Genomic DNA, 21,754 nt, shown 5'->3' with positions numbered 1-21,754 from the left:
CCGCTGCGATGGAACTCCGTTACATCAGCATCCCGTTTCTCGTCGCCGAGGCCGGCGGTGATCCGTGGTCGCTCAATGCCGGCCTGCAGGCCGGCCGCCCTGCACGGATCTCCGATCTAGCGCGGGCCTTCCGTGCCGCTGGGACCAGCACTAGCGAGGCCGCCGCCGCGTTCGAGGCAGCCCGCCGGCGGTTCGACGCGGCGTGGAATCACCGGAACGGCGAGCATCCCATCAATGACTCCGATGAAGTGCAACGCGTGTCCCGGTCGCTCGGTCTGCAAGCCGCGCAATTACCGAAGATCGCAATCGATTTGGAGGTGATTGCCGCAACGCTGGCCGAAGTCCAATGGGCGGCCGCGGGGTACATCGTCGCGCTGGAATACGACCTCGAAGACATCGACGACGAGATCTGCGAAGCCCTTGCCGACGGGAACCACTGCGGCGTCGACGGTCTGCGCGGGGAAGCCGTCGCCGAGAGCAGGGCGATCGTGTTCGCGCTCGGCCAGATTCGCGATCGGTATGCGGCGGCACTTCGGGCGGCGCTGGACGGATTGCGAACCGACGGCGCCGACCCGGCCGAGGTCAACGGCGTCGACGAGCTGCTGATCCCGCCGTCGGACACCAGCGCGGATCGGGTCAAACGGTGGTGGGACTCGTTGAGCGCTAACCAGAAGCGGCTTTTGACCGATCAGCATCCGCCCGAGTTGGGCAACCTCAACGGGATTCCGGCCGACGTGCGGAACTCGGTGAACCAGACGGCGATGAACGACGATCTGCGCAGGGTCGAAGATGCCGTCCGTCGGCGCGGGGTAGTCCCGGACGCGCTTCGAGACAACGCGCTCAACAACAGGGATGCCGATGTGTTCGCCAACCCCGCAGAGTATGGCCTATGCGTCACCGACATCACCAGATACCAGAATGCGGTGAAGACCAACGATTTCCTCACGCGCGACGAGGGATCCGCGCCCCAGCACGGGCTCCCGATCATGTTGTGGGCCTATGACCCGCTGGCGTTCGGCGGCAAGGGCAGGGCGGCGATTGCAATCGGCAACCCGGACAAGTCCCGGAACACGGCCGTCATGGTTCCGGGGACCAACAGCAGCGTCAGGGGAGGGTGGATGTCCGACGGCCCCGACGACGCCATCAAGCTCTACCAGCAGTCGTTGAAGGCCGACCCCTTCCACACCACCGCGGTGTTGGCGTGGATGGGCTATGACGCACCGGAATTCGACCATCCGCATTGGCAGCGAACCCTCACCGAGCCAGCCGAACTGGAGCAGGTAGGCACTCCATGGAGGGCACGGCAGGCGGGGGCGCTGCTGGCCGCCGATGTCAACGGTCTGGCAGCAACCCATGAAGGGTCGACACCGAGTCATGTCACCGTCCTCGGGCATTCCTACGGATCCACGACCGTGGCCGATGCCTTTGTCAACAGCGGTATGCGCGCCAATGATGCCGTGCTAACCGGTTGCCCGGGAACCGATTTGGCGCACCGCGCCGCAGACTTTCGTCTCGAGGGCGGCAGCTTGTACGTGGGCGCCGCGTCGACCGATGCGATCAGTTGGATCGGGGAGTCCGGCAGCGGGCTGCCGAACGGGCTGAACAAGACACTCGGGGGACCGCTGGGCCCGTGGGCCGGGCTGGGCGCCGACCCGGCCCACGAAGCTTTCGGAGCGGTGCGCTTCCGTGCCGAAGTCGCCGGCTCGCACAGCCTCACGCCATGGTTCACCGACCACGCGCACTATTACGACGTGGGCAGCGAAGCGCTGCACAACATGACGCAAATCGTCACCGGGCACGGCGATCGGTTGGCGGCCGAAGGCATGCTGGCGGCCGATCGAGCCCAGGCACGGATTGCGATTCCTCGCCAGGTCCACCTGCCGTGGGGGACGGTCTCGCTGCCCCATGTCGATATTCAGATGCCCATCGCCGTCGACCCGGAATGGGATCGCCCTGGGCCGGCCGTCACCAACGGGCACGGCTTCTAGGGCGATGGAGGCTGCGATTCGCCGGACCGACACCCGGTGAATTGACCACTGACCGGCCTGCGTTTAGGCTGGTCAAAAGGCCTTTAGGCCATAAGAGGCCGTACCGGTCGAAGTTCGGAAGGAGTGCCAATGTTCGTCAATACCGAGCAGTTGCACTCGGGAGGCAACCAGTCCCACCGCGCTGGTGGACACGCCCAAGAAGGGGCCGATCACCTCGCCGGCGGAACCCTGGAATCGGGGATGTTCGGCGACTTCGAAGCGGCCAACTCCTTCCACAACGCCGTGACTACCGCGCACGGGCAGCACGTGAAAAACCTGCAGGGACACAGCGAGACGCTCACCAGTGTCGGGACGAAGGCACACCACGCGGCCAACGGGTTCACCAATATGGATCAGAACAACGCTGAGGAGCTGAAGGCGGTGCGGCCGAGTTCGGGCCCGTCAGCGCTGAACGCCTGAGGACCTCAGCGTCGGCCAGCGTCGGCGGTGGTGGAGCTGTATGAAAATTGCACGCGGAGGCGACGCACGCCTTCCGTGTTATCGATTGATGTCCCTTACTTAGCTGCTCGACTGTTGGACAGCAGCCCATCCGGGAAACGGGGCCCTGAAGGCCGCTGCAAACGATGGAGGACACATGGTGGTGGATTTTATCCAGCCCGCAGCAACGCTTGGCCCACCGCCTTGGCTGCGGTCGCCGTACTTCTTGGACGAGGCAGCTCTCGTTGTCGCGCTGACACGATCCACAAGCAGTCAGTCAGCGGCCACCTCGGTTGCCCCTTCCGATACCCCGGAGCAGACTGCCGCCGCGCATCAGAAGTTGTGCGATACCTATAAGTTGGCCGTGCGCGAGGTCCAATCGACGCAAACGGCGACGGTCGAGCGTTGGCCGGAGTTGCGAGCGCAAATGCGGCAGTAGTTCCTCAACAGACAGTAGATGCGAACCCGGCGATCCCATCCGGCGATCGCGCTGCTGCGCTAACACCAGCGGCTGCGTACACGAAAGTTATAGCCGTGGGAAGCACGCTGCAGTCGATCATCCCGTCCTTCGGTCAGAGGTCGATGATGTCAATACCAAGGACAAAGCAATGAAAAAGTCTGTAGCGGCGGCTGACTTTGCGCCCTGCCGCGCCGGGTGATTGCTCATCGCTCGGATTGCTGTTCCACTATTGGGGCATGTGGCCTACACAGTTTGACGAGTCGGTCGAACTTGCTAATTGATTGAGGAGGACGCATGGCGGGGCATTTGCCTCCACCTCCCGGGGACGGGCCGCCTGCCGGCCCGCTCGGTCCGACGCAGTGGGCACCCGTATTTCCCACTCAGCCACCGCCACACTCGCGGATGTGGCCGGCAGTAATGTTGGCCGGAATCGCGGCGTTAATAGCGATCGCTGCACTCATCGTCAGCCTTGCACGTCCAGTGACGGCTGGCACATCGACTAGGACCACCCCGCCGAGCTACACAGAAGCCGAAGTGTCGAAGTCTCAACGGCAGCTCTGCGATACATACAAGCTGGCGGCGCGGTCTGTTCAGATCGATACGAACGGAACTGATAAAGCACTGGCCCGCATCGCACTATCGAATGCCGCGGGCATGCTGGACGCCGGAGCTGCCGACCCGGCTATTGATACAAACCTTCGCGACGCCGCGCGTGAATTAGCAACGGCGTACCGGACGTCGAATGCAGTTAGCAGCGGTGCCACCGACGCTGAGTATCAAAGATCGCTCGATGACATCGTCGCTAAAGATGCCATTATGAAGAAGGCGTGCGGTGGGAGCTGACTTTCAGCCCTGTAGGCAGGGAGCAGCATTGGAATTGTTAGGGGCGCGTTCGGCCGTCTCCGAATCGTGCAGGGCGCACGAATGTTTATGTCAGGGAAAGCATTGCCACCGATCGACACGAGACGCATACCATGTTCTAGCGGTCTAGGACCGTGGACTGTGCCGCCCGCAGGTGTACCCCATTACTGATGAAGGTCCAGTACCAGGGCTAGCTGGGGCACATCGCTGCGCAGTGAATTGCTGCCACACCGACGCCTGCCTCACTATTGGAACCATACGGCGCACGAGCACGCGGAAACGCTACGCACCGTGCCAGCAGACGGACAGGAGGAGACATGGTGGGCGGCCGGCCTTCAGGCCTTCGTCAGGGACCGGCCGAGCTATGCGCACGGAATTGGCCACCACCGTATGTCGGGCAGCCCACTTCGCGCCCACGTCCACCGCTGATAATTACGGCGGCGGTGGCCGTCGCTGCATTAATCGTGGCAGTGACGCGGTCGACAGGTTCACCTTCGGCCCTGGCCACTAGTACGGCGCCCACCCGTACCGCCGTCGCGCATCAGCAGCCGTGCAACACAAACGAGCTAGCCGCACATGCCTTGCAGGCCTCCACGAACGGATGCGACGAGGCACAGGCTCGAACCGCCACGACAGACGCCTCGGTAATGCCCAAGAACGCGGTCGCTGATCCAGCCCACGCGCAACCACGCGACGCCACGCGCGTCCTGGCTACCGCGAACCTCACAGCCACTGCGAAGGCCACCAACGGCGTTGCCGCCGACACTGTGTGGCAGATCGCACTCGACGGCGGAAAAGCAAAAGATGCCGCAATGAAACAGGTATGTGGTGGCGGTTGACCTTCCACCCGGCACCTGGACGGCTGCACTAATTGGACCGTGGTGGCCAGCGCCATCGTCGGCTCTCCGGGCCGGCGCCCAACACTGGAGTGAAGCATGTGCCGAGCAGCAGCTCTATTCGCAGTCTCTGCGCACGCAGTGGACATTGTTCGCGGCGCACAATTTGGGTCATACGGCGGACGACCTTGTACACCGATTCCGGCAGGGCGAGAAATTTCACATGGATCTGGCGGAGAAGTATCAAATTAAGGCGTCAGCCTTCAATTCTGCCGCTGATGCCACTGACTATTTGCGAAGTCGATTAACAGACATTGCGGATTCGGGCAACAAAGAGATCAATGACATCCTCGCATCGAAGAAGCTGCCTCCGCAGAAGCTAGCGGAAATACAAGCGGTGCAGGCGCGCTGCAACGCCGATGGTGCCAACGCTAGTCGGGACGCCATCGACAAGATGATGGCAGCGACGCAAAAAATCCTCGACGCTGACGGTGCGGGCGGCGATGCTCGGAGTTGGGCACGCGCAAACGGCTTCAACACCGACGACGCTTCGCCACCTCCCCAGATCAGCGAAAGCGACCTTAAATCCGCCGTTGGTGGTGCTAGCGGCAAAGGCGGCGGCGAAGGCGGTTCGGGTGGTTCCGGGGGCAGCACGGGCGGTAGTACGCAAGGACCCTCGGACGCTGTAGTTGGTGGCAGCGGTGGTGAATCGGGTGGCGCCGGATCAGTCCACGTGCATCCGGTCGTTGGTCATGGCGGCGGTGGTTCGGGTGGCCCTGGGAGCGGCGCGGGTGGTGGTACGCAAGGACCGTCGCATGCGGTTGTTGGTGGCGGAGGCGGTGGTTCGGGTGGCACGGCTGGTGGTGGATCAGGCCCCGCGCATGCGGTTGTTGGCGGGGGTGGCGGCCCGGGCAGTGGTCCAGCGCCACTGCCGGCCGCCGGGTTAACGCACGGCGGCGGCGGAACCGTCTCGCCAGGGATGCCAGGCGTACAAAGCGGCGGTATGTCCATCTCACCAGCCGGCCTCGGCCAAGGCGCTCAGCCCAACCTAGCTCAATCTTTCACGTCCGGCTTCGCCACGGGCCAATCGACAGGTCCTGGGGGGCAAGCGTTTTCAGCGGGGGCCTTTAACGCGTTCGATGGCGGGGCGCCCCAAACTGCCCAGGGTGTACCGGCAGTTGCTCCAACCGTGCCCAGCGCGGGAGCATTCGTCGCGGCAACGCCTCCCGTCGACGCGCCGCCACCCGCGGCGCCCGCGCCAATGACAACTGGCGGAACCACTTCAGTAGCGCCGGCGGTCATGACCGGTAGTTCGTGGTCGTCGTCCGCGGCGCCAGTTGGTGGGTCCTCCATCCCATCAGGATCGTTGCCCGCCTACGGCTCTGACCTACGTCCGCCCGTTGTGACGCCGCCATCGATGCCGTCCGCCCCGGCTGGTCCGATCTCGGGCGCGCCGGTAGCACCGTCGCCGGCGTCGTCCCCCTCGGCGGGCGGACCGCTGGTCTCGCCGGTGGAGCGCACGGCATCCGGGGCGGCCGCCGCGCAGGCCGGCACGGGCTCGTCAGCGATGGCCAGCGCATCGGCTGCGTCCGCGGCAACGGGCGCGACCGCCGGCGCGACATCCGCAAGGGCTGCCGAACAGCAGCGGCTCCAGCGGCTCGTTGATGCGGTCGCCCGCCAGGAGCCGCGCCTGTCATGGGCAGCGGGGCTCCGCGACGACGGCACCACCACGCTGCTCGTCACCGACCTCGCAGGAGGGTGGATTCCGCCCCACGTCCGGTTGCCCGCCCACGTATCCCTGCTCGAGCCGTCGGCGCGGCGCCATGACGCCAACGTCGTCGACCTGCTCGGCGCCATCACGGTCGCGGCCGCGCACCACGCCAACACCTATGTCGCAGAACCGGGTTCCGACGAACCCGCGCTCAGTGGCGACCGGCCGGCGCGCTCGGCCGCGCCCCAAGTCGACGAACTCGGGCCCACCCTGGTCGAAGCGGTCCGCCGTCGCGACGGACTACCGCGGATTGCGCAGGCCGTTGCCGCGCCCGCGGTGCGAAAGACGGGTGTGCTGGAAAGCGAAATCGAGATGTTGCACGAATGCGTCGCCGACATTCAGCACTCGGTCATGAGTGCATATCCCAATCACGATCCAGCGGCGGTCGGCGATTGGATGCTTTTAGCGGCGATTGAGGCGTTGATCGATGGGCACGAGTATCTCACCAATTACCATCTGGCCTGGTTCGAGGCGATCAGCCACCGCAGCGGTTCGTAGCGGCCCGCATTCTCGGGTGAATACCGTTCGCGGCGTCTTATGCCAAAATGGCGGTACGAGTAATCGGTAGCGCCTAGATAAGCCTCGAACGTCCGCGCGCTCTCCGATTGGGGTGGAGGTGAGATTGTGGGTACTCCCGGGGGACCCATCCGATCCGACTTGCAAACTACTTTGGGGCTAGGCAGCGGACCCCCAGCGTATATCCCGACGCCGTTCCCAATTCCGCCTGGCGGCGCCTCGCCCGCAGACGGTGGGCACGGGATGGTCGGAGCAGCCGGCAACGCCGGCGTCCCGCAAGACGCCGCCGATGCCGAAGCGGCCGACGCGGATCGCCGCGCGCACGCCGCCGACGCCGCGGCGAAGTTCCCGGCCAATGAGGCAAACGGGCAGCAAGAGATGCAGATGATCCAGCAAATGCTGTCCAGCGTGACCGGCGCCATGGGCGGCGCAATGGGCGGCGTCATGGGGCCGATGACCCAGCTTCCCCAGCAGGCGATGCAGGCCGGCCAGAGCGCGCTCCAGCCGCTGATGAGCGCCGTTCAAGGTGCGCACGGCGCCGCCTCCCTCGCCGACAGCGCGCACCTGGTCGACAGTGTCGGATCCGGCGGCGCCGGACTCGGCGGCGGTTCCGGCGGCGGCGCCGGCCTCGGCGGTGGCGGCACGGTTCCGGCCAGCTCACTGGGCCCGCCGCCAGTGCCGACATCGTCGCCACCGACGACGCCAGCCGGCGCGAAGGCCCCGATAATGCCGGCAACCGGTGGCATGCCCGCCATGCCCGGACAGACGGGAATGACCGGGATGCCGATGATGCCGCCGGGTGCGATGGGCGCCGGTGGTGAAGGCGGCAATAAGGACAAGCCGGTCGAGAAGCGGGTGACCGCCCCGGGCGTGCCCAACGGCCAGCCGGTCAAGGGCCGCCTGACGGTCCCGCCGAGCGCCCCGGGCAGCAAATCCGGCGAGGCCAAGCCGACGGTGGTCACCAACAGGCCCAATCGCCGGATCGTGATCATGCCGTCCGAGGACGAGCCGAAGGACTAGTCCCAACCGACCGATAGGTGAGTGGTTCGGTAGTCCGTCCGGCAGTAGGGTCGCTACGTAATCGCGGCCGGCCGGCCCCAAGTCATATTGGGTTGCCCGTTATTGACAGCAGAACTGTCGATACGTGCATGCTATGAGGTACGTCTGCAGCGACCGCGGAATCCGCGGCCAGGAGGGTGTGGGAGTACTAGCTCGAGTGTCCGGCAAGGATGCGGCGCCGTGGCGGCGCACAGGTGGATTGGGGCGGGGACGTCGATGACCGATCCCCCGAGAATGCAAGCGGTCGCGGCATTGGTCCGCGCCCACAACCTGTTCGCGGGCACCCCGATCAGCCCGCACATCGGTGACGTGGCGGAGCAGACGCACGCGATAGCGCGCCACGCCGCGGGGCTGCCGAAAACGGCGTCCGCACGCTCGGGCGCCTCGATAAAACTGCTGAACCACTCAAGCCACGCCGACCGGACGGTGGGGGACATCATCGCGGCGGCGCGCGCCGATCACGTGCACGCTCGGGCGGCGACGCGCGCGGTGCTCGAAGCCGCCGAATCGGACGTGACCCCGGCCGCCGATACGCCGATGGGCCGGCGGGAAGCCATGGCGCGCACGGCGACACGGCTGCGCACCCAACACCGCCACGTCACCAAAGCACGACGGCGCGCAAAGCTGCTCGCGCACCGATTGCGACGCCTGCACTACCCGCAGAGGCGCTCGATGCACGGAAATCACGCGAGCGGGCGCCAGGCGGTCTTGGCGGCCATCCGTAAAGCGCTGGATATCAAAGGCATTCATGACCCGGCGGCGCGCGCCCGCTGGGAACGCGGGATGGACCTGGTCGCCCGCCGCGAGTCCAATTACAACGCAAACGCGATCAACAACTGGGATTCCAACGCGGCGCGGGGAACCCCCAGCAAGGGTGCCTTTCAATTCATCGCGCCCACGTTCGCGGCCTACCACCAGCCAGGGACCTCGCGCGACATTCACAACCTCGTCGCGCAGGCATGCGCGTTCATCAACTACGCGATGGGCCGCTACGGGGTCGCGGTCGACGCGTCGAATCTCGCCGATCGGATTCAGCAGGCCGATCCTCGCCGATCACCCAAGGGGTACTGAGCATGCCGCTGAGTTTGTCTAATCGCGACCAGAACTCCGGGCACCTGTTCTACAACCGGCGGCTGCGGGCGGCGACCACCCGGTTCTCGGTCCGCATGAAACACGACGACCGCAAGCAGACGGCCGCGCTGATGCTGTCCATACTCCTCGTGGCTATCGCCTCGGGCTGGATGCTTCTGCTGAACGTGCTGAAACCCACTGGCATCGTGGGCGATTCGGCGATCATCGGCGACCGCGACTCCGGGGCGCTCTACGCCAAGATCGACGGTCGGCTCTACCCGGCGTTGAATTTGACCTCCGCGCGGCTGGCGACGGGAACGGCGAACCAGCCGACGTGGGTGAAACCCGCTGAGATAGCGAAGTATCCGACCGGGCCACTGGTCGGTATCCCCGGCGCGCCGGCGGCGATGCCGGTCCATCGGGGCGCCACCTCGGCCTGGGCGGTGTGCGACACCGCCGGACGCCCGCGCAGCCCGGAAAGGCCCGTGGTGACCTCGATCGCCGGCCAGCTCGACGCCTACGATCGCGCCACTCCGCTGCGCGACGACGCCGGGCTGCTGGTCACGTTCGAGGGCAACACCTTTGTCATCTGGGGCGGCAAACGCTCCCAGATCGATCCGGTCAACCGGGCGGTCACGCTGAGCCTGGGGCTCGACCCGGGAGTGACGCTGCCGGTGGAGATTTCGCGGGCCCTGTATGACGCGTTGCCGGCGACCGAGCCGCTCGGCGTCCCGCAAGTGCCCCTGGCGGGGACCCCGTCGACATGGGTCTCGGGATCACAGGTGGGCGCGGTGCTGCAGGCCCAAACCGCCAGCGGCGGCAAGCAGTTCTACGTCCTGCTGCCCGAGGGCGTGCAAAAGATCACCAGCTTCGTGGCCGACCTGTTGCGCAGCGCCAACTCCTACGGGTCGACGGCGCCGCGCGTGGTGACCCCCGACGTGCTGGTCAACATCCCCGAGGTGACGTCGCTGGCCGTCGACTACTACCCGACCAAGCGCCTGAATTTCATTGACACGGCGGCCGATCCGACCACCTGCGTCGGCTGGGAGAAGGCGTCGACGGATCCGCGGGCGCGCGTCGTGGTCTATAACGGGCGCGGCCTGCCGACACCGTCCTACCTGGACAACCGCATCGTCCATTTGGTGCGTGACGACAACGACCCGGCATCGGTAGTCGCCAACCAGGTGCTGGTGTTGCCGGGCGCGGCGAACTTCGTGACATCGACCAGCGGCGTGGTCACCTCGGACTCGCGTGAATCGCTGTTCTGGGTGTCCGACAACGGGGTTCGGTTCGGGATCGCGAACGACGAGACCACGCTGCGGGCCCTCGGGCTTGATCCGGGCTCGGCGGTCCAGGCGCCCTGGCCGCTGCTGCGGACTTTCGCTGCGGGTCCCGCGCTGTCTCGGGAGGCAGCGCTTTTGGCGCGCGACACTGTGCCGGCGCTGGGCAAGGTGGCTGTGGTGACGACATCGGCGAAGCCGGGAGGCTAGAGAATGTCCAAGAAAGCGTTCCCCATCAACCGCGTCAAGATCGAGCCGCCGAAACCGGTTCGGGTGGCCCCCAGCGCGCCCATCGCGCTGCCGGAACGCGAGCCCCGCAACATCTGGGTGATGATCGGTGTGCCGGCGCTGATCGTCGCGCTCATCGGCACCATCGTCATGCTCTATGTCTCCGGCGTCCGCAGCCTGACCACCGGCTTCTTCCCACTGATGGGCATCGGCGCCTTCAGCATGCTGGCGTTCTCCGGACGCTTCGGCCGAGCCCGCAAGATCACCTGGGGCGAAATGGAAAAGGGCCGCCGACGCTACCTTCGCGACCTCGACAGCAACCGCGACGAAATCCAGACCGCCGTGTGCGCGCAACGCGAGTGGCAGAACTCCGTGCACTCCGACCCACGCGGCCTAGGCGCCATCATCGGCGGCCCACGCATGTGGGAACGCGGCCGCGCCGACGCGGACTTCCTGGAGGTACGGCTCGGCACAGGGGTCCAGCACGCCCCTGACTCGGTGCTGTCGGTGACCTGGCCCGACATCGCGTCCGACGAGGAGCTCGAACCCGTCACCGGGCAGGCGCTGCGCGATTTCATTTTGGAGCAGCGCAAGATTCGCGACATCGCCAAGGTGGTGAACCTGCGGTCGGCGCCCGGATTCAGCTTCGTGGGCGAGGACCTGGACCGGCTGCGGTCACTGATGCGCTCCGTGTTGTGCTCGCTGGCGGTGTTTCACAACCCGCGCGACGTCAAGCTGATGGTGGTGACCCGCAACCCCGAGGTGTGGTCGTGGATCGTGTGGCTGCCGCACAACCTGCACGACGAACTGTTCGACGCGTGCGGTTTTCGGCGCCTGGTCTTCGCCACGCCGGAGGAACTCGAAGAGACCCTGGGCGCCGAGCTGCACATGAAGGGCAAGCGCGGCGCCTGGACTCCGCTGGCCGCGGCCAGCCCCACCGCCATGGGCTCGGCCCTGGAAACCGCCACGGACACCGTCGATTTGGGACCACACCTGGTAATCGTCGACGACAACACCGGCAGCCCCGACGCCTGGGAGAGCGTCGTCGGCCAGGTCGGCAAGGCGGGAATCACCCTGCTGCGCATCGCCTCACGCGTCGGCACCGGCGTGGGCTTCGCCACCGACCAGGTGTTCGAGCTCAGCGAGCGGCACAGCTCACCCAACGGCTCGGTCAACGGCGAAGTGGCCCTGCGCCGGAACGGATCGGACTCCGACGGGGAAGACGGCCGCCCCGCGCCCCTGCTGCGCGTGCGCAACAAGTTCTTCGCGCACGCCGACCAGCTTTCGGTGCACCGCGCCTACCGCTACGCGCGCGCGATGGCCCGCTGGTCACCGACCAGCCGCAGCGAGATCGCCGATTCCGTCAGCGGCGCAACCGAATTGCTGCGCGCCCTGGGGATCAGCGACCCGCGCGACCTGGACGTCGACCGGCTATGGGCCGAGCGGCGCGGCCGCGGCGACGAGCGCTGGTGCGAGGTCCCGGTCGGGGCCAAACCCAACGGCGAGCTGCAGAACATCACCATCCGCGCCAAGGACTTCGGCGGCTTCGGTTTCCACTCGGTGGTGATCGGCACCAGCGGGTCCGGCAAGTCTGAGTTCTTCTTGTCGCTGGTTTACGGCATCGCGCTGACCCACTCCCCGGAGACGTTCAACGTCATCTTCGTCGACATGAAGTTCGAGTCGGCGGCCCAGGACATCCTGGGCATCCCCCACGTGGTGGCCGCGCTGTCCAACCTCGGCAAGGACGAGCGCCACCTGGCCGAGCGGATGCGCCGGGTCATCGATGGTGAGATCAAACAGCGCTACGAGCTTTTCACCTCGGTGGGCGCCCGCGACGCGAACGACTACGAGGAGATCCGCCTCGCCGGACGCGACCTGCCCCCGGTACCGGTGCTGCTCGTCATCGTCGACGAGTACCTGGAGCTGTTCGCCAACCACGAGAAGTGGATCAACCTCATCATCCACATCGGTCAGGAAGGCCGCGGCGCCAACGTGTTCTTCATGCTGGGCGGCCAGCGCCTGGACCTGTCCTCGCTGCAAAAGGTCAAGTCCAACATCGCCTTCCGCATCGCGCTGCGCGCCGAGTCCGGCGACGACAGCCGCGAGGTGATCGGCTCGGACGCCGCCTACCACCTGCCGTCGAAGGAGAACGGCTTCGGCCTGCTGAAGGTGGGGCCGCGCGATCTGGAGCCGTTCCGCTGCTTCTACCTCTCCGCCCCGTTCGTGGTGCCGAAGACCAAGGAAGTCGCCGAGACGGTCGACATGACGCTGACCAAGCCCCGCCTGTACAACTGGCAGTTCCAGCCGTTGGACGCCGCGGACGCCACGGCGTTGGAAGCCGCCGCCGCCGTGGACGCCGAGCCCGACGAATTCCTGTACTACGACGACGGTTTCAAGCGGAAGAAGATCGTGGACGTGCTGCGGGAGTCGTTGCACAACGTGCCGCACCGCTCGCCGCGCCGGCCGTGGCTGGAGCCCCTGGAGGATCCGGAGCCGATCGACGTTCTGGTCGCGGGTTACCGGGGCAAGCCCTGGCACGTCGACTACGGGCAAAACCCGGGCCTGATGTTCCCGGTGGGTGTCATGGACATCCCCGAAGAGTCCAAGCAGGTGGTGCACGCGGTCGACGCGCTGCGCAGCAACGTGATCGTGGTCGGGGCCAAGCAGCGCGGCAAGACGACCACCTTGATGACGCTGATGTGTTCGGCGGCAACGATGTACAGCCCGGCCCGCGTCACGTTCTTCTGCATCGGCGGGGCGACCCTCGCGCAGGCCGCGTCGTTGCCGCACGTCACCGACATCGTGTCGCCGAAGGACGCCGAGGGCATCGAACGCATTTTGAGCAGCATGGACGCGCTGATCGATGCCCGCGAAGACTCGTTCCGGCGGCTCAAGATCGACCTCGACGGGTTCCGCGAGCGCCGGTTCGCGCCCGGCAGCGACGGGCTGGGCGGCACCGACGCGAACGACCCGTTCGGCGATGTCTTCGTGGTGGTGGACGACTACGACGATCTGTATTCGAAGGACACCGTTCTGGGTGACCGCATCATCTCGTTGAGCAGCCGGGGTCCCGAGTACGGGGTGCACGTCATGTGCAGCGCCGGCGGCTGGATTCACGGGCAACGGCAAAGCCTGCTGCAAAACGCCACGGCGCGAATCCAATTGCGCTTGGCAGATCCGAGCGAAAGCCAGATGGGGCACTCGTCGCTCGAGTCGCGCGACGCGGCCCGCCGGACACTGAACCGCCCCGGCTTTGGTCTGACCGACAGCCTGCACGAGCTGCGCGTCGGCGTGCCGGCCCTGTCCGACCCGGCGACCGGCGCGATGGTCAGCATCGTGGACGTCGGAGCCCGCATCGCGGACGTCGCCGGCGTCACCAAGCACGCAACCCTGCAGCGGCTGCCGCAGCGGGTGGAACTCAAGGCGATCCTGGAATACGAGGCCGCCCACCCGACCGGCGACCATCTGTCGATCTCTTTTGCTATCGGAGAGCGCCACGAACTCGGGCCGGTGCCGATCAAGCTGCGCGAAAGCCCGGGCGTGATGATCCTGGGCCGGCAGGGCTGCGGAAAAACGTTGTCGCTGGTCTCAATTGGCGAGGCGATCATGAATCGCTTCAGCCCCGAGGAAGCGCAGCTGACCCTGATCGACCCCAAGACCGCCCCGCACGGCCTGCGCGATCTGCACGGGCCGGGCTACGTGCGGGCCTACGCATACGACCAGGACGAGATCGACGAGGTGATCACCGCCTTGGCGCAGCAGGTGCTGCTGCCCCGGCTGCCTCCCAAGGGTCTGAGCCAGGAGGAGCTGCGCGCGCTCAAGCCGTGGGAAGGGCCGCGGCACTTCGTGCTCATCGACGACATCGGAGACCTGCGCCCGGATCAGAGTTACCCGCCCAAACCGCCGGTGGGAGCCGCATTGTGGAAGCTGATGGAACGTGCCCGCCAGATCGGCCTGCACGTGTTCACCACCCGCAACAGCGCGAACTGGGCGACGCTGCAAATGGATCCATGGATCAGGTTCCAGAACTCGGCGAAAGTCGCCCAGCTCTACATGGACAACGACCCGCAGAACCGGATCAACCGCAACGTGCGCGCCCAGGCGCTCCCACCGGGACGCGGCCTGCTGGTGAGCGCCGACGGCGACGTCGAAGGCGTGCTGGTCGGGCTGCCGTCGACGTTCACACCCCCGCCGCAGTAAGCAGCTGCGGCTCAGGCGTTTTCACCGCCTCGGCCATGGCGCGGCGGGGCGGACGGCTCGGCCACCAGAACCACCGGCCCAGCAGCGCCACGATGGACGGCACGACGAACGCCCGCACCACCAGGGTGTCGAGCAACAGCCCGACGGCGATCGTCGTGCCGATCTGGGCGATGCTGAGCACGCTGCTGCTCAGCAAGGCCAGCATGGTCAGACCGAAGACGATGCCCGCGACCGTGACCACTCCGCCGGTGCCGCCGAAAGCGCGAATGATGCCGGTGCGCAGGCCCGCCGCCGCCTCCTGCTTGATGCGCAAGGCGAGCAACAGGTTGTAGTCCGCGCCGACGGCGATCAGCGCGATGAACGCGATCGGGGCGACGGACCAATGCAGATCCTGATGAAGCAGGTGCTGCCAAATCAGCACGCTGGCACCGACGGCCGAGGCGTAGGACAACACGACGGTGCCGACGACGACGAGTCCGGCGACCGGGCTGCGCAGCATCGCGGTGACGATCAAGAAGATGAGCACCAGCGCGGCGCCGACCAGCAGCGTGGTGTCACTGGCGACGAAGCGCTGCAGATCGGCGGTCACCGGCCCGACGCCGGCGAGGTCGACCTCCAGCGGCGTCAGGGTTCCCTCCTTGGTGGCCTCCTTGATGGCGGCGCGAACCTGGTCCGCCCGGTTGGCCCCATCGGCGCCCCACTCCGACCCGTCGCCGTAGACGAGAAGGTAAGCGGCGCGTCCGTTCTCGGAGACCAAATGGCCGAGCACGGCCGTGTAGCGCGGATCGGTCAGCGCGCGCTGCGGCATGTAGAAGTCCGCCGCGGCGCTGCCCTGAAATTGCGTGGCGATCTCGTTCATGTAGTCGGTCAACTGACGCATCTGCGGGCCGAGCGTGTCGGTGAGCTCGAGCAGGTCATGGGCGGCCGAACGTGCCTGCCCCAACGCCCCTTTCATCGCGGACACACTTTGCGGCAGGCCGGCCATCGCCGTGGCGGCCGTGCTGGAGCCGCTGGTCAGTTTCGTCGCGCCGGCATCGAGCCGCGCGGAGGTCTGCACCAGGCTGTCGACCGGCTGCAGCACCCGGTCCACCGTCGAGCAGATCGGATTGGCGGCGCAGTCGGGGGTCCGCCCGACGATGTCGCGCAGCGGGTCGAGATAGCCCGACACCGTCGTGACATTGCGCTGCAAGCCGTCCATCCCGGCGCGCATGTCTTCGGCGGCCCCCGACATGTCGGCCAGCCCCGCACTGCCGCCGCGCAACCCATTGCCGAGACCGTCGACCGCAGCCTGAGTCTGCGCCAGCGCGCCGTCCAGCTCGGAGACCCGCTGCAGGCGACGGGTCAGCGAGTCCATGGTGTCGCCGAACTGACGGCCCAGCACGCCCGCCTGATAGCTGAGCGTGGCCTGTTCGGGCACCTTGCCGTCGGGGCGGCTCGCGGACTGGACCGCGCGCACACCCGGTAGGGCCATGATGTGGCGGGTGACCCGCTCGATCGCGATCAAACCGGCCGGGTTGCGCAGGTCGTGATCCGCCTGGATCGCGATGACGTCCGGCAACAGCGCGTTCGCCGAAAAATGCCGGTCGGCGCTGGCATAGCCGCGGTTGGAGTCGGTGGACGACGGCGTGGCCGCGGGCTCGTTGAAGCCGACGCGCATCCCGGCCAGCGGCAGCGCGGCCAGCAGGGTCAATCCCAGCGCGGCAACCAGAATCGGCCCGGGCCAGCGGGCCACGGCGGTGCCGACCCGGCGCCAGCGCCGCGCCGTTCTCGATGGGCGCGGTTCGAGATACCCGCGTCGCACGGCCAGACCCATCAGCGCGGGCGTCAGGGTCAGCGCGGCCACCATCGTCGCCAGAATCCCGATGGCGCAGGGCAATCCGGCGCTGCGGAAAGCGCCCACATGAGCGAACACCAGGCATGCCAGCGCCACCGACACGGTCAGCGCCGATCCGATCACGACGGGCGCGACGGAACGGTAGGCCTGCGTCAGCGCCCGCTCCGGCGGGATGCCGTGGCGGCGGCCTTCGTGATAGCGCCCGACCAGGAAGATCGCGTAATCGGTGCCGGCGCCCAACGTCATCGCCGCCATGAGCGCCACCGAAAACAGCGACACCTCAACGACATTGGCCCGGCCCAGCGCGGCGACGATCGCGCGGGCCAGCGCCAGCGCCAGCCCGACCGAGATCAGCGGAATCGCGGCGGCTACCGGCGAGCGGTACACCATCAGCAACAGCAGCAGGATGAGACCGATGGTGGCTGCGGTGATTCCGAGCATCTGCCGGTCGATCGCGGAGAACTCGTCGACGATCGTGGCGCCGGGACCCGTGACATGGACTTCGAGGCCGGCCGGCGGCGACAGGGTCTGGATGGCGGCGCGCACGGAATTCACCGAGTCGCGTGCCTGGGAGGTGCCGAGCATTCCTGCGAGCCGCACCATCACGCTGACGGCCCGACCGTCGGAGCTCTGCGCGCCGGCGGCCGTCGCGGGTTGCGACCAGAGATCGGTCACCGCATACACGTGACGGTGATCGGAACCCAGCTTCGTCGTCAGCGCATCATAGAACTGGCGGTCGCCCGGGGCCAGCCGCTGATCGCGTTCCAGCACAACGTAAACGAAGTTGTTGCTGGGCGTCTGGTTGAACAGCTGGGCCGCCCGGGCGGCGGCCACCGCGCTCGGTGCCTCGGGGGGCATGAAGGAGCGCGCGTGGGAGTCGACGACTCGCTCCAGTTGGGGGACCGCCAGATTGGCGGCGGCGGCCGCCAGCACCCATAGACCGACGACCAGAACCGCGTACCGACCGGTCAGTCGCGCAAGCAATCCGGTGCGGTCATGCAACGGTCTGCCGATCGCCGGTCGGGCCGCCGAAGAGGCCCACCGCCACGTGTTCGCCGCGAGACAGTGACCGCACCCGGATCGACCGGCGCGAGCCGATCTTCACCAGAGCGTGCAGGCCGGGCTCGGCGGCTTCGAGATCGGCCCGCACCTGTTCGGCCGACGCGCCCTCGTAGGCCGCCTGGTCCAGCTTGGCCACCAGCATGGTGATCCAGCGCTGGCCGAGCGAGAGCATCAGGCCTTCCTCGTCGCCGAACAGCTCGGGCACCTCGGATGAGTTGTCGATCAACGCAAGTGCCGCCTGCGGGTCCGTGTCGGCGGCCTTGATCACTTCGGCCATGAAGGCCATGCGGTCGTGCAGCAGTGTCCATGTCATGACTCGACGTTAGGAATGCGGGCCCTGGCTGCGCGTCGTGCCGAAGTGCAGTCTTTGTCTCCTACCACGGGCGGAGACCGGCGCCGACCCCAGCAGGATGTGGCGGGACGCCCAGCTCTTCTAGGATTGGACGATGTTGCGCGCCGCAGCCGATCACCTGCGGGAGCAGCTTCGCCGACGCAGCGAGCTGCTTCCCGTCGGCATCACGTGGACGTCGCTGATCGCCGTCGATGTCAGCCTCGTGCTCGGCGGCGTGATCGGGACGCTGCAGCGGCCCGCGGCCGACCTGCCCGTGTCGCTGTCCGCGTTCGCCCTGGCCCTGTCAACCGAGCTGGCGTTCTTCGTTTTCAACATGAAGATCACGCCGGGGCCGTTGTGGGCGACCTGGTCGGCGGCCACCGCGCTGACGCTGTTCGGCACGTCGACGCCCATACAGGCCGATTTCGCACCGGCGTTGTTAATCCTGATGGTCTTGGTCGTCGCGACGTTGGCCTCGGTTCTGGCCGGCTTGCTGGCGGCCGTCTCGGCGGCCGCGCTGTTGCTCACGGCGTCCGCGCTGCACCGCCTCGACGCGATCGCGTTGTACCTGGGTTTCATCGCGGTGGGCTGGCTACTGGGCTACGTGATGCGCGCCCAGCGGTTGCTGCTGGCCGAACAAATCGAGGCGCAGAATTTGTTGGCCGAGCACGCCGCCGCCGACGAACGCCGCCGCATCGCGCGCGAAGTGCACGACGTCATCGCGCATTCGCTCAGCATCACCCTGTTGCACGTGACCGGCGCGCGCCGCGCGCTGCAGCAGGATCGCGACGTCGATGACGCGGTCGATGCGCTGGAGCAGGCCGAGAAGCTCGGCCGGCAGGCGATGGCCGACATCCGCCGCACCGTCGGCCTGCTCGACAACTGGCCGACCAAAACGGCGCAGACCACGCCCGAACCCGGCATCGACGACGTCCCGGCGCTCGTCGCGGGCTTTCAGCTAGCGGGCCTGGCCGTCACGCTGTGCGTCGAAGGGCCCACCGACCACGTCTCGGCCGCGGTGGGCCTCGCGCTCTACCGCATCACCCAGGAGTCGCTGGCCAACATCGCCAAGCACGCGCCGGAGTCGAAAGCCAGTGTGGTGCTCGACATTTCGCCGGTGTCGGCACGGCTCGCGGTCAGCAATCTGCTCCCGGCCGCCGTGGTGGCCGCGAAATCGGCGGAGGGGCGTGGCTTGCGCGGCATGCGCCAGCGCGTCGACCTGCTCGGCGGCGCCCTCGACGTCGGCCCGACCCGGGACGGGTGGTCGGTGCGCGCCGAGATCCCGCTGCACGAAGGCGACACCACCTGGCGCCCGCGATGGTGCAAGCTGTGACCGACCCGGCGCCCGAGATCACCGTCCTCCTCGTGGACGACCAAGACCTGGTGCGTTCGGGTCTGCGCCGAATCCTGCGCCGCAAAGACGGTTTCGTCATCGTCGCGGAGTGCGCCGACGGTGACGAGGTGCCCGCCGCGGTGGCCGAGCATCGACCCGACGTCGTCGTGATGGATCTGCGGATGCGCCGCGTCGACGGCATCGAGGCGACCCGCAGGCTGGGCGGCAGGCCGCCGGTGCTTGCGCTCACCACCTTCAACGAGGACGAGCTGCTGTCGGGGGCGCTGCGCGCCGGGGCGGCCGGTTTCGTGCTCAAAGACTCCTCGGCCGAGGAGTTGATCCGCGCGGTGCGCGCGGTCGCCAGGGGAGACAGTTACCTGGATCCCGCGGTGACCTCGCGGGTGCTCACCACCTACCGCAAGGCGGCTCCCGGCCCGCGCGGCGCGGCGATCGCCGAGCTGACGACCCGCGAGCTCGACGTCCTGACATTGATCGGCCAGGGCCTGTCCAATACCGAAATCGCCGGCAAACTCTGCATTTCCGGCGTCACCGTCAAGAGCCACATCGGGCGGATCTTCGGCAAGCTCGACCTGCGCGATCGCGCGGCCGCGATCGTCTATGCGTACGACAACGGCATCGTCGCCCCGCGCTGAGGAGCTACAGCGGCGCCGTCGGCTCCGCGAGGTTCAGCAGGAGGTAGGCCATGCACACCAGGAAGTTCAGCACCACCATGACCAGGCCCGCGAACATCAGCGAACGGGCGCCGCGTTGCCGGAGCCGCTTGTACCTGGCGGCGCGCGACTCGCGGTCGAGCCGGATCGCGATCAACGCAAAATTCAGGTTGATCATTTCGTGAGCGGCCAGCGGCGCGCCCTCCAGCATTGCCCGCAACCGCTCCGGCGCCGTGCGGACGCCCACCCGCGCGAAACGGTGGCACAGGCGTCGCTCCCGCCTGCGGCGGAGTGTGTGATACGGCAGCCGTAGCTGCCGCGCAAGTTGCCCTCGATCGTCCCCCCAGGGGTAAGACGGGGTCATCACAAGCGGGATTCTAAATCGCCCGAGGGCACTTTCGCCCTGTGTACACGAACTATGTTGCGACAGATCATTTCGCCGCGCCGCCGCTCATTTGCTGGGCGGCCGGCAGGTCGAGGTAGCGCTCTAGGTTGCGGTGCATGTTGATCACGCGGCGTTCCTCGCTGGACAACACCAAGTGAGTGAAGCCGGGTTGGTGCATGCCGCGCTGCAGGCCGGGGAGCACCGCGATGTCCTGGGTGAGCACGACGCCCGGCTCGGCCGCGTCGGCGGCCATGCGCACATCGGCCGGCTTGGCGCGCGGCGCGCCCGGCGGCATCCGGGTCGTCAAGAACATCACCAGCTCGCCCTTATCGGGGTCGGCGCCCGGGCGCGAACACATGACGGTCAGGTGGTCGGCGTTGGCTAACAGGGTCATGTTGGGGAACACGTTGTACTGGTGCAATCGGGTCATTCGGTCGGTGTCGGCCCAGTTGAGATCGACGCCGCGGCCCGCGGCGAAGGCCCGGGTTCGCTCGGCGATCAGTTCGGCCACCGTCTGCCCGGGCCGGCGTTCGTCGGCGGGAAAGGGCGTGCCCTCGGCCGCGCCCATCAGCGCTCCCTGCGTGTAGACGTAGGCGTCCCACACCTCTTCGTCGGTCAGCGCGCCGCCCAGGCGAGGGCTCGGCACGCCGTAGGGCTGATCCGACTTGCCGGTATGGCCCCAAATCCGTTGCGGCGCATGGATGTCGTCGACGCAACGCAGCAGCTCGGGATGCAGGGTCTGGATGTGGTAGGTCTCGCTGTAGCCGTCCGCGATCGTCTTCCAATTGGCGTCGACGTCGACCGTGAGCGTGGCGTAGCAGCGGAAGTCCTCCAGCCGGCACCAGGCGATGTCGTCGGGCACCGCCTCCAGGTATTCGATCAGGGGCATCGCGTCGAGGTCGAGGTTGACGAAGACGAGTCCCGCCCACGTCTCTACCCGGGCCGGTATCAGCGGAAAGTCGGACATGCGCAGCGAGCCGAAGCCCTTGCGGTTCGGCACCCGCTTCAGCGCGCCGGCCAGGTCCCAGGTCCACCCGTGATAGCCGCACTTGAGTTCGCGCAGGCCCGAACCCGAGCCCGTGCACAACGAATTGCCACGATGCCGGCACACGTTCTGGAACGCGCGGATCTCCCCGTCGTCGTCGCGGACGATCAGCACCCCGTATGGCCCGCAGCGGTACTCGAAATAGTCACCGGGCGCCGCGATGTGGTCGACCATGCACGCGAGCTGCCACACCCTCGGCCACATCCGCTCCACCTCGAGTGCGGCGAAGGCCGGGGAGTAGTACCGCTCGGCCGGCACCAGCGTCGGGTTCTCCGGCGGCGCGCCGATCGCATCCTCCTGGACGTGCGAGCGGGTGCGCGTCGGGTTGCGGGCGGCCGTTGCCATG

At 67.3% G+C, this 21,754-nt stretch carries 15 protein-coding genes; 11 read left to right on the top strand and 4 right to left on the bottom strand.

From position 1 onward, the window contains the following. The first annotated feature begins 8 nt into the window (after positions 1-8). The 9 genes from OCU_RS49850 to OCU_RS49810 all read left to right on the top strand — a co-directional run bounded on the left by OCU_RS49850 (position 9) and on the right by OCU_RS49810 (position 14,747). Positions 9-1,988, top strand: coding sequence for a putative alpha/beta hydrolase (locus tag OCU_RS49850; RefSeq protein ID WP_014381546.1), 1,980 nt, complete (start codon positions 9-11; stop codon positions 1,986-1,988). Between the two features lie 129 nt (positions 1,989-2,117). Then, on the top strand, positions 2,118-2,447 hold the full coding sequence (locus tag OCU_RS49845; RefSeq protein ID WP_014381545.1) for a DUF2563 family protein: 330 nt from the start codon (positions 2,118-2,120) through the stop codon (positions 2,445-2,447). Between the two features lie 895 nt (positions 2,448-3,342). After that, a complete protein-coding gene (locus OCU_RS50825; RefSeq protein WP_225331063.1) occupies positions 3,343-3,768 on the top strand; it encodes a hypothetical protein in 426 nt (141 codons plus the stop codon). Between the two features lie 1,546 nt (positions 3,769-5,314). Beyond that, positions 5,315-5,569 carry a hypothetical protein gene (locus OCU_RS51755; RefSeq protein ID WP_014381543.1) on the top strand — a complete coding sequence of 85 codons (255 nt, stop codon included), beginning with the start codon at positions 5,315-5,317 and terminating at the stop codon, positions 5,567-5,569. 470 nt (positions 5,570-6,039) lie between these two features. Beyond that, positions 6,040-6,891: a DUF5631 domain-containing protein gene (locus OCU_RS51750; protein ID WP_225341804.1), complete on the top strand. Its 852-nt coding sequence runs from the start codon at positions 6,040-6,042 to the stop codon at positions 6,889-6,891. 261 nt (positions 6,892-7,152) lie between these two features. Then, entirely contained in the window at positions 7,153-7,929 is a 777-nt protein-coding gene (locus tag OCU_RS49825; protein WP_014381541.1) for a hypothetical protein, read from the top strand. Positions 7,930-8,202: 273 nt separating this feature from the next. Further along, positions 8,203-9,039: a transglycosylase SLT domain-containing protein gene (locus OCU_RS49820; protein WP_014381540.1), complete on the top strand. Its 837-nt coding sequence runs from the start codon at positions 8,203-8,205 to the stop codon at positions 9,037-9,039. A 2-nt stretch (positions 9,040-9,041) separates the two neighbouring features. Then, positions 9,042-10,529 (top strand): type VII secretion protein EccB, encoded by a 1,488-nt coding sequence (gene eccB, locus OCU_RS49815; protein WP_014381539.1) that lies wholly within the window; start codon positions 9,042-9,044, stop codon positions 10,527-10,529. A gap of 3 nt (positions 10,530-10,532) precedes the next feature. After that, on the top strand, positions 10,533-14,747 hold the full coding sequence (locus OCU_RS49810) for a type VII secretion protein EccC (protein WP_009953125.1): 4,215 nt from the start codon (positions 10,533-10,535) through the stop codon (positions 14,745-14,747). On the opposite strand, the gene OCU_RS49805 is transcribed toward OCU_RS49810, so the two are convergent. Further along, the gene (locus tag OCU_RS49805; protein ID WP_014381538.1) at positions 14,728-17,583 is read right to left on the bottom strand and encodes an MMPL/RND family transporter; all 2,856 of its coding nucleotides are present in this window, start codon (positions 17,581-17,583) and stop codon (positions 14,728-14,730) included. The two genes, OCU_RS49810 and OCU_RS49805, sit on opposite strands and share 20 nt — an antisense overlap. Next, positions 17,576-17,956 (bottom strand): hypothetical protein, encoded by a 381-nt coding sequence (locus OCU_RS49800; RefSeq protein ID WP_014381537.1) that lies wholly within the window; start codon positions 17,954-17,956, stop codon positions 17,576-17,578. Before OCU_RS49800 ends, OCU_RS49805 begins: the two co-directional genes overlap by 8 nt. 133 nt (positions 17,957-18,089) lie before the next feature. Here OCU_RS49800 and OCU_RS49795 point away from each other — a divergent pair, with 133 nt between their 5' ends. Together OCU_RS49795 and OCU_RS49790 are read left to right on the top strand one after the other, a co-directional pair. Next, positions 18,090-19,307, top strand: coding sequence for a sensor histidine kinase (locus OCU_RS49795; protein ID WP_009953128.1), 1,218 nt, complete (start codon positions 18,090-18,092; stop codon positions 19,305-19,307). Continuing rightward, on the top strand, positions 19,304-19,960 hold the full coding sequence (locus tag OCU_RS49790) for a response regulator (RefSeq protein ID WP_008262428.1): 657 nt from the start codon (positions 19,304-19,306) through the stop codon (positions 19,958-19,960). The genes OCU_RS49795 and OCU_RS49790 overlap by 4 nt, the downstream gene beginning before the upstream one ends. Positions 19,961-19,964: 4 nt before the next feature. Here OCU_RS49790 and OCU_RS49785 read toward each other — a convergent pair whose 3' ends face one another. Continuing rightward, positions 19,965-20,225 (bottom strand): hypothetical protein, encoded by a 261-nt coding sequence (locus tag OCU_RS49785; protein ID WP_014381536.1) that lies wholly within the window; start codon positions 20,223-20,225, stop codon positions 19,965-19,967. A 184-nt stretch (positions 20,226-20,409) separates the two neighbouring features. Continuing rightward, positions 20,410-21,753 (bottom strand): aromatic ring-hydroxylating oxygenase subunit alpha, encoded by a 1,344-nt coding sequence (locus OCU_RS49780; protein WP_008262426.1) that lies wholly within the window; start codon positions 21,751-21,753, stop codon positions 20,410-20,412. Position 21,754: the final 1 nt, after the last annotated feature.

It is taken from the genome of Mycobacterium intracellulare ATCC 13950, assembly GCF_000277125.1.
GTDB classification, from domain to species: Bacteria; Actinomycetota; Actinomycetes; order Mycobacteriales; family Mycobacteriaceae; genus Mycobacterium; species Mycobacterium intracellulare.
This window is presented reverse-complemented; position numbering and strand designations above follow the sequence as displayed.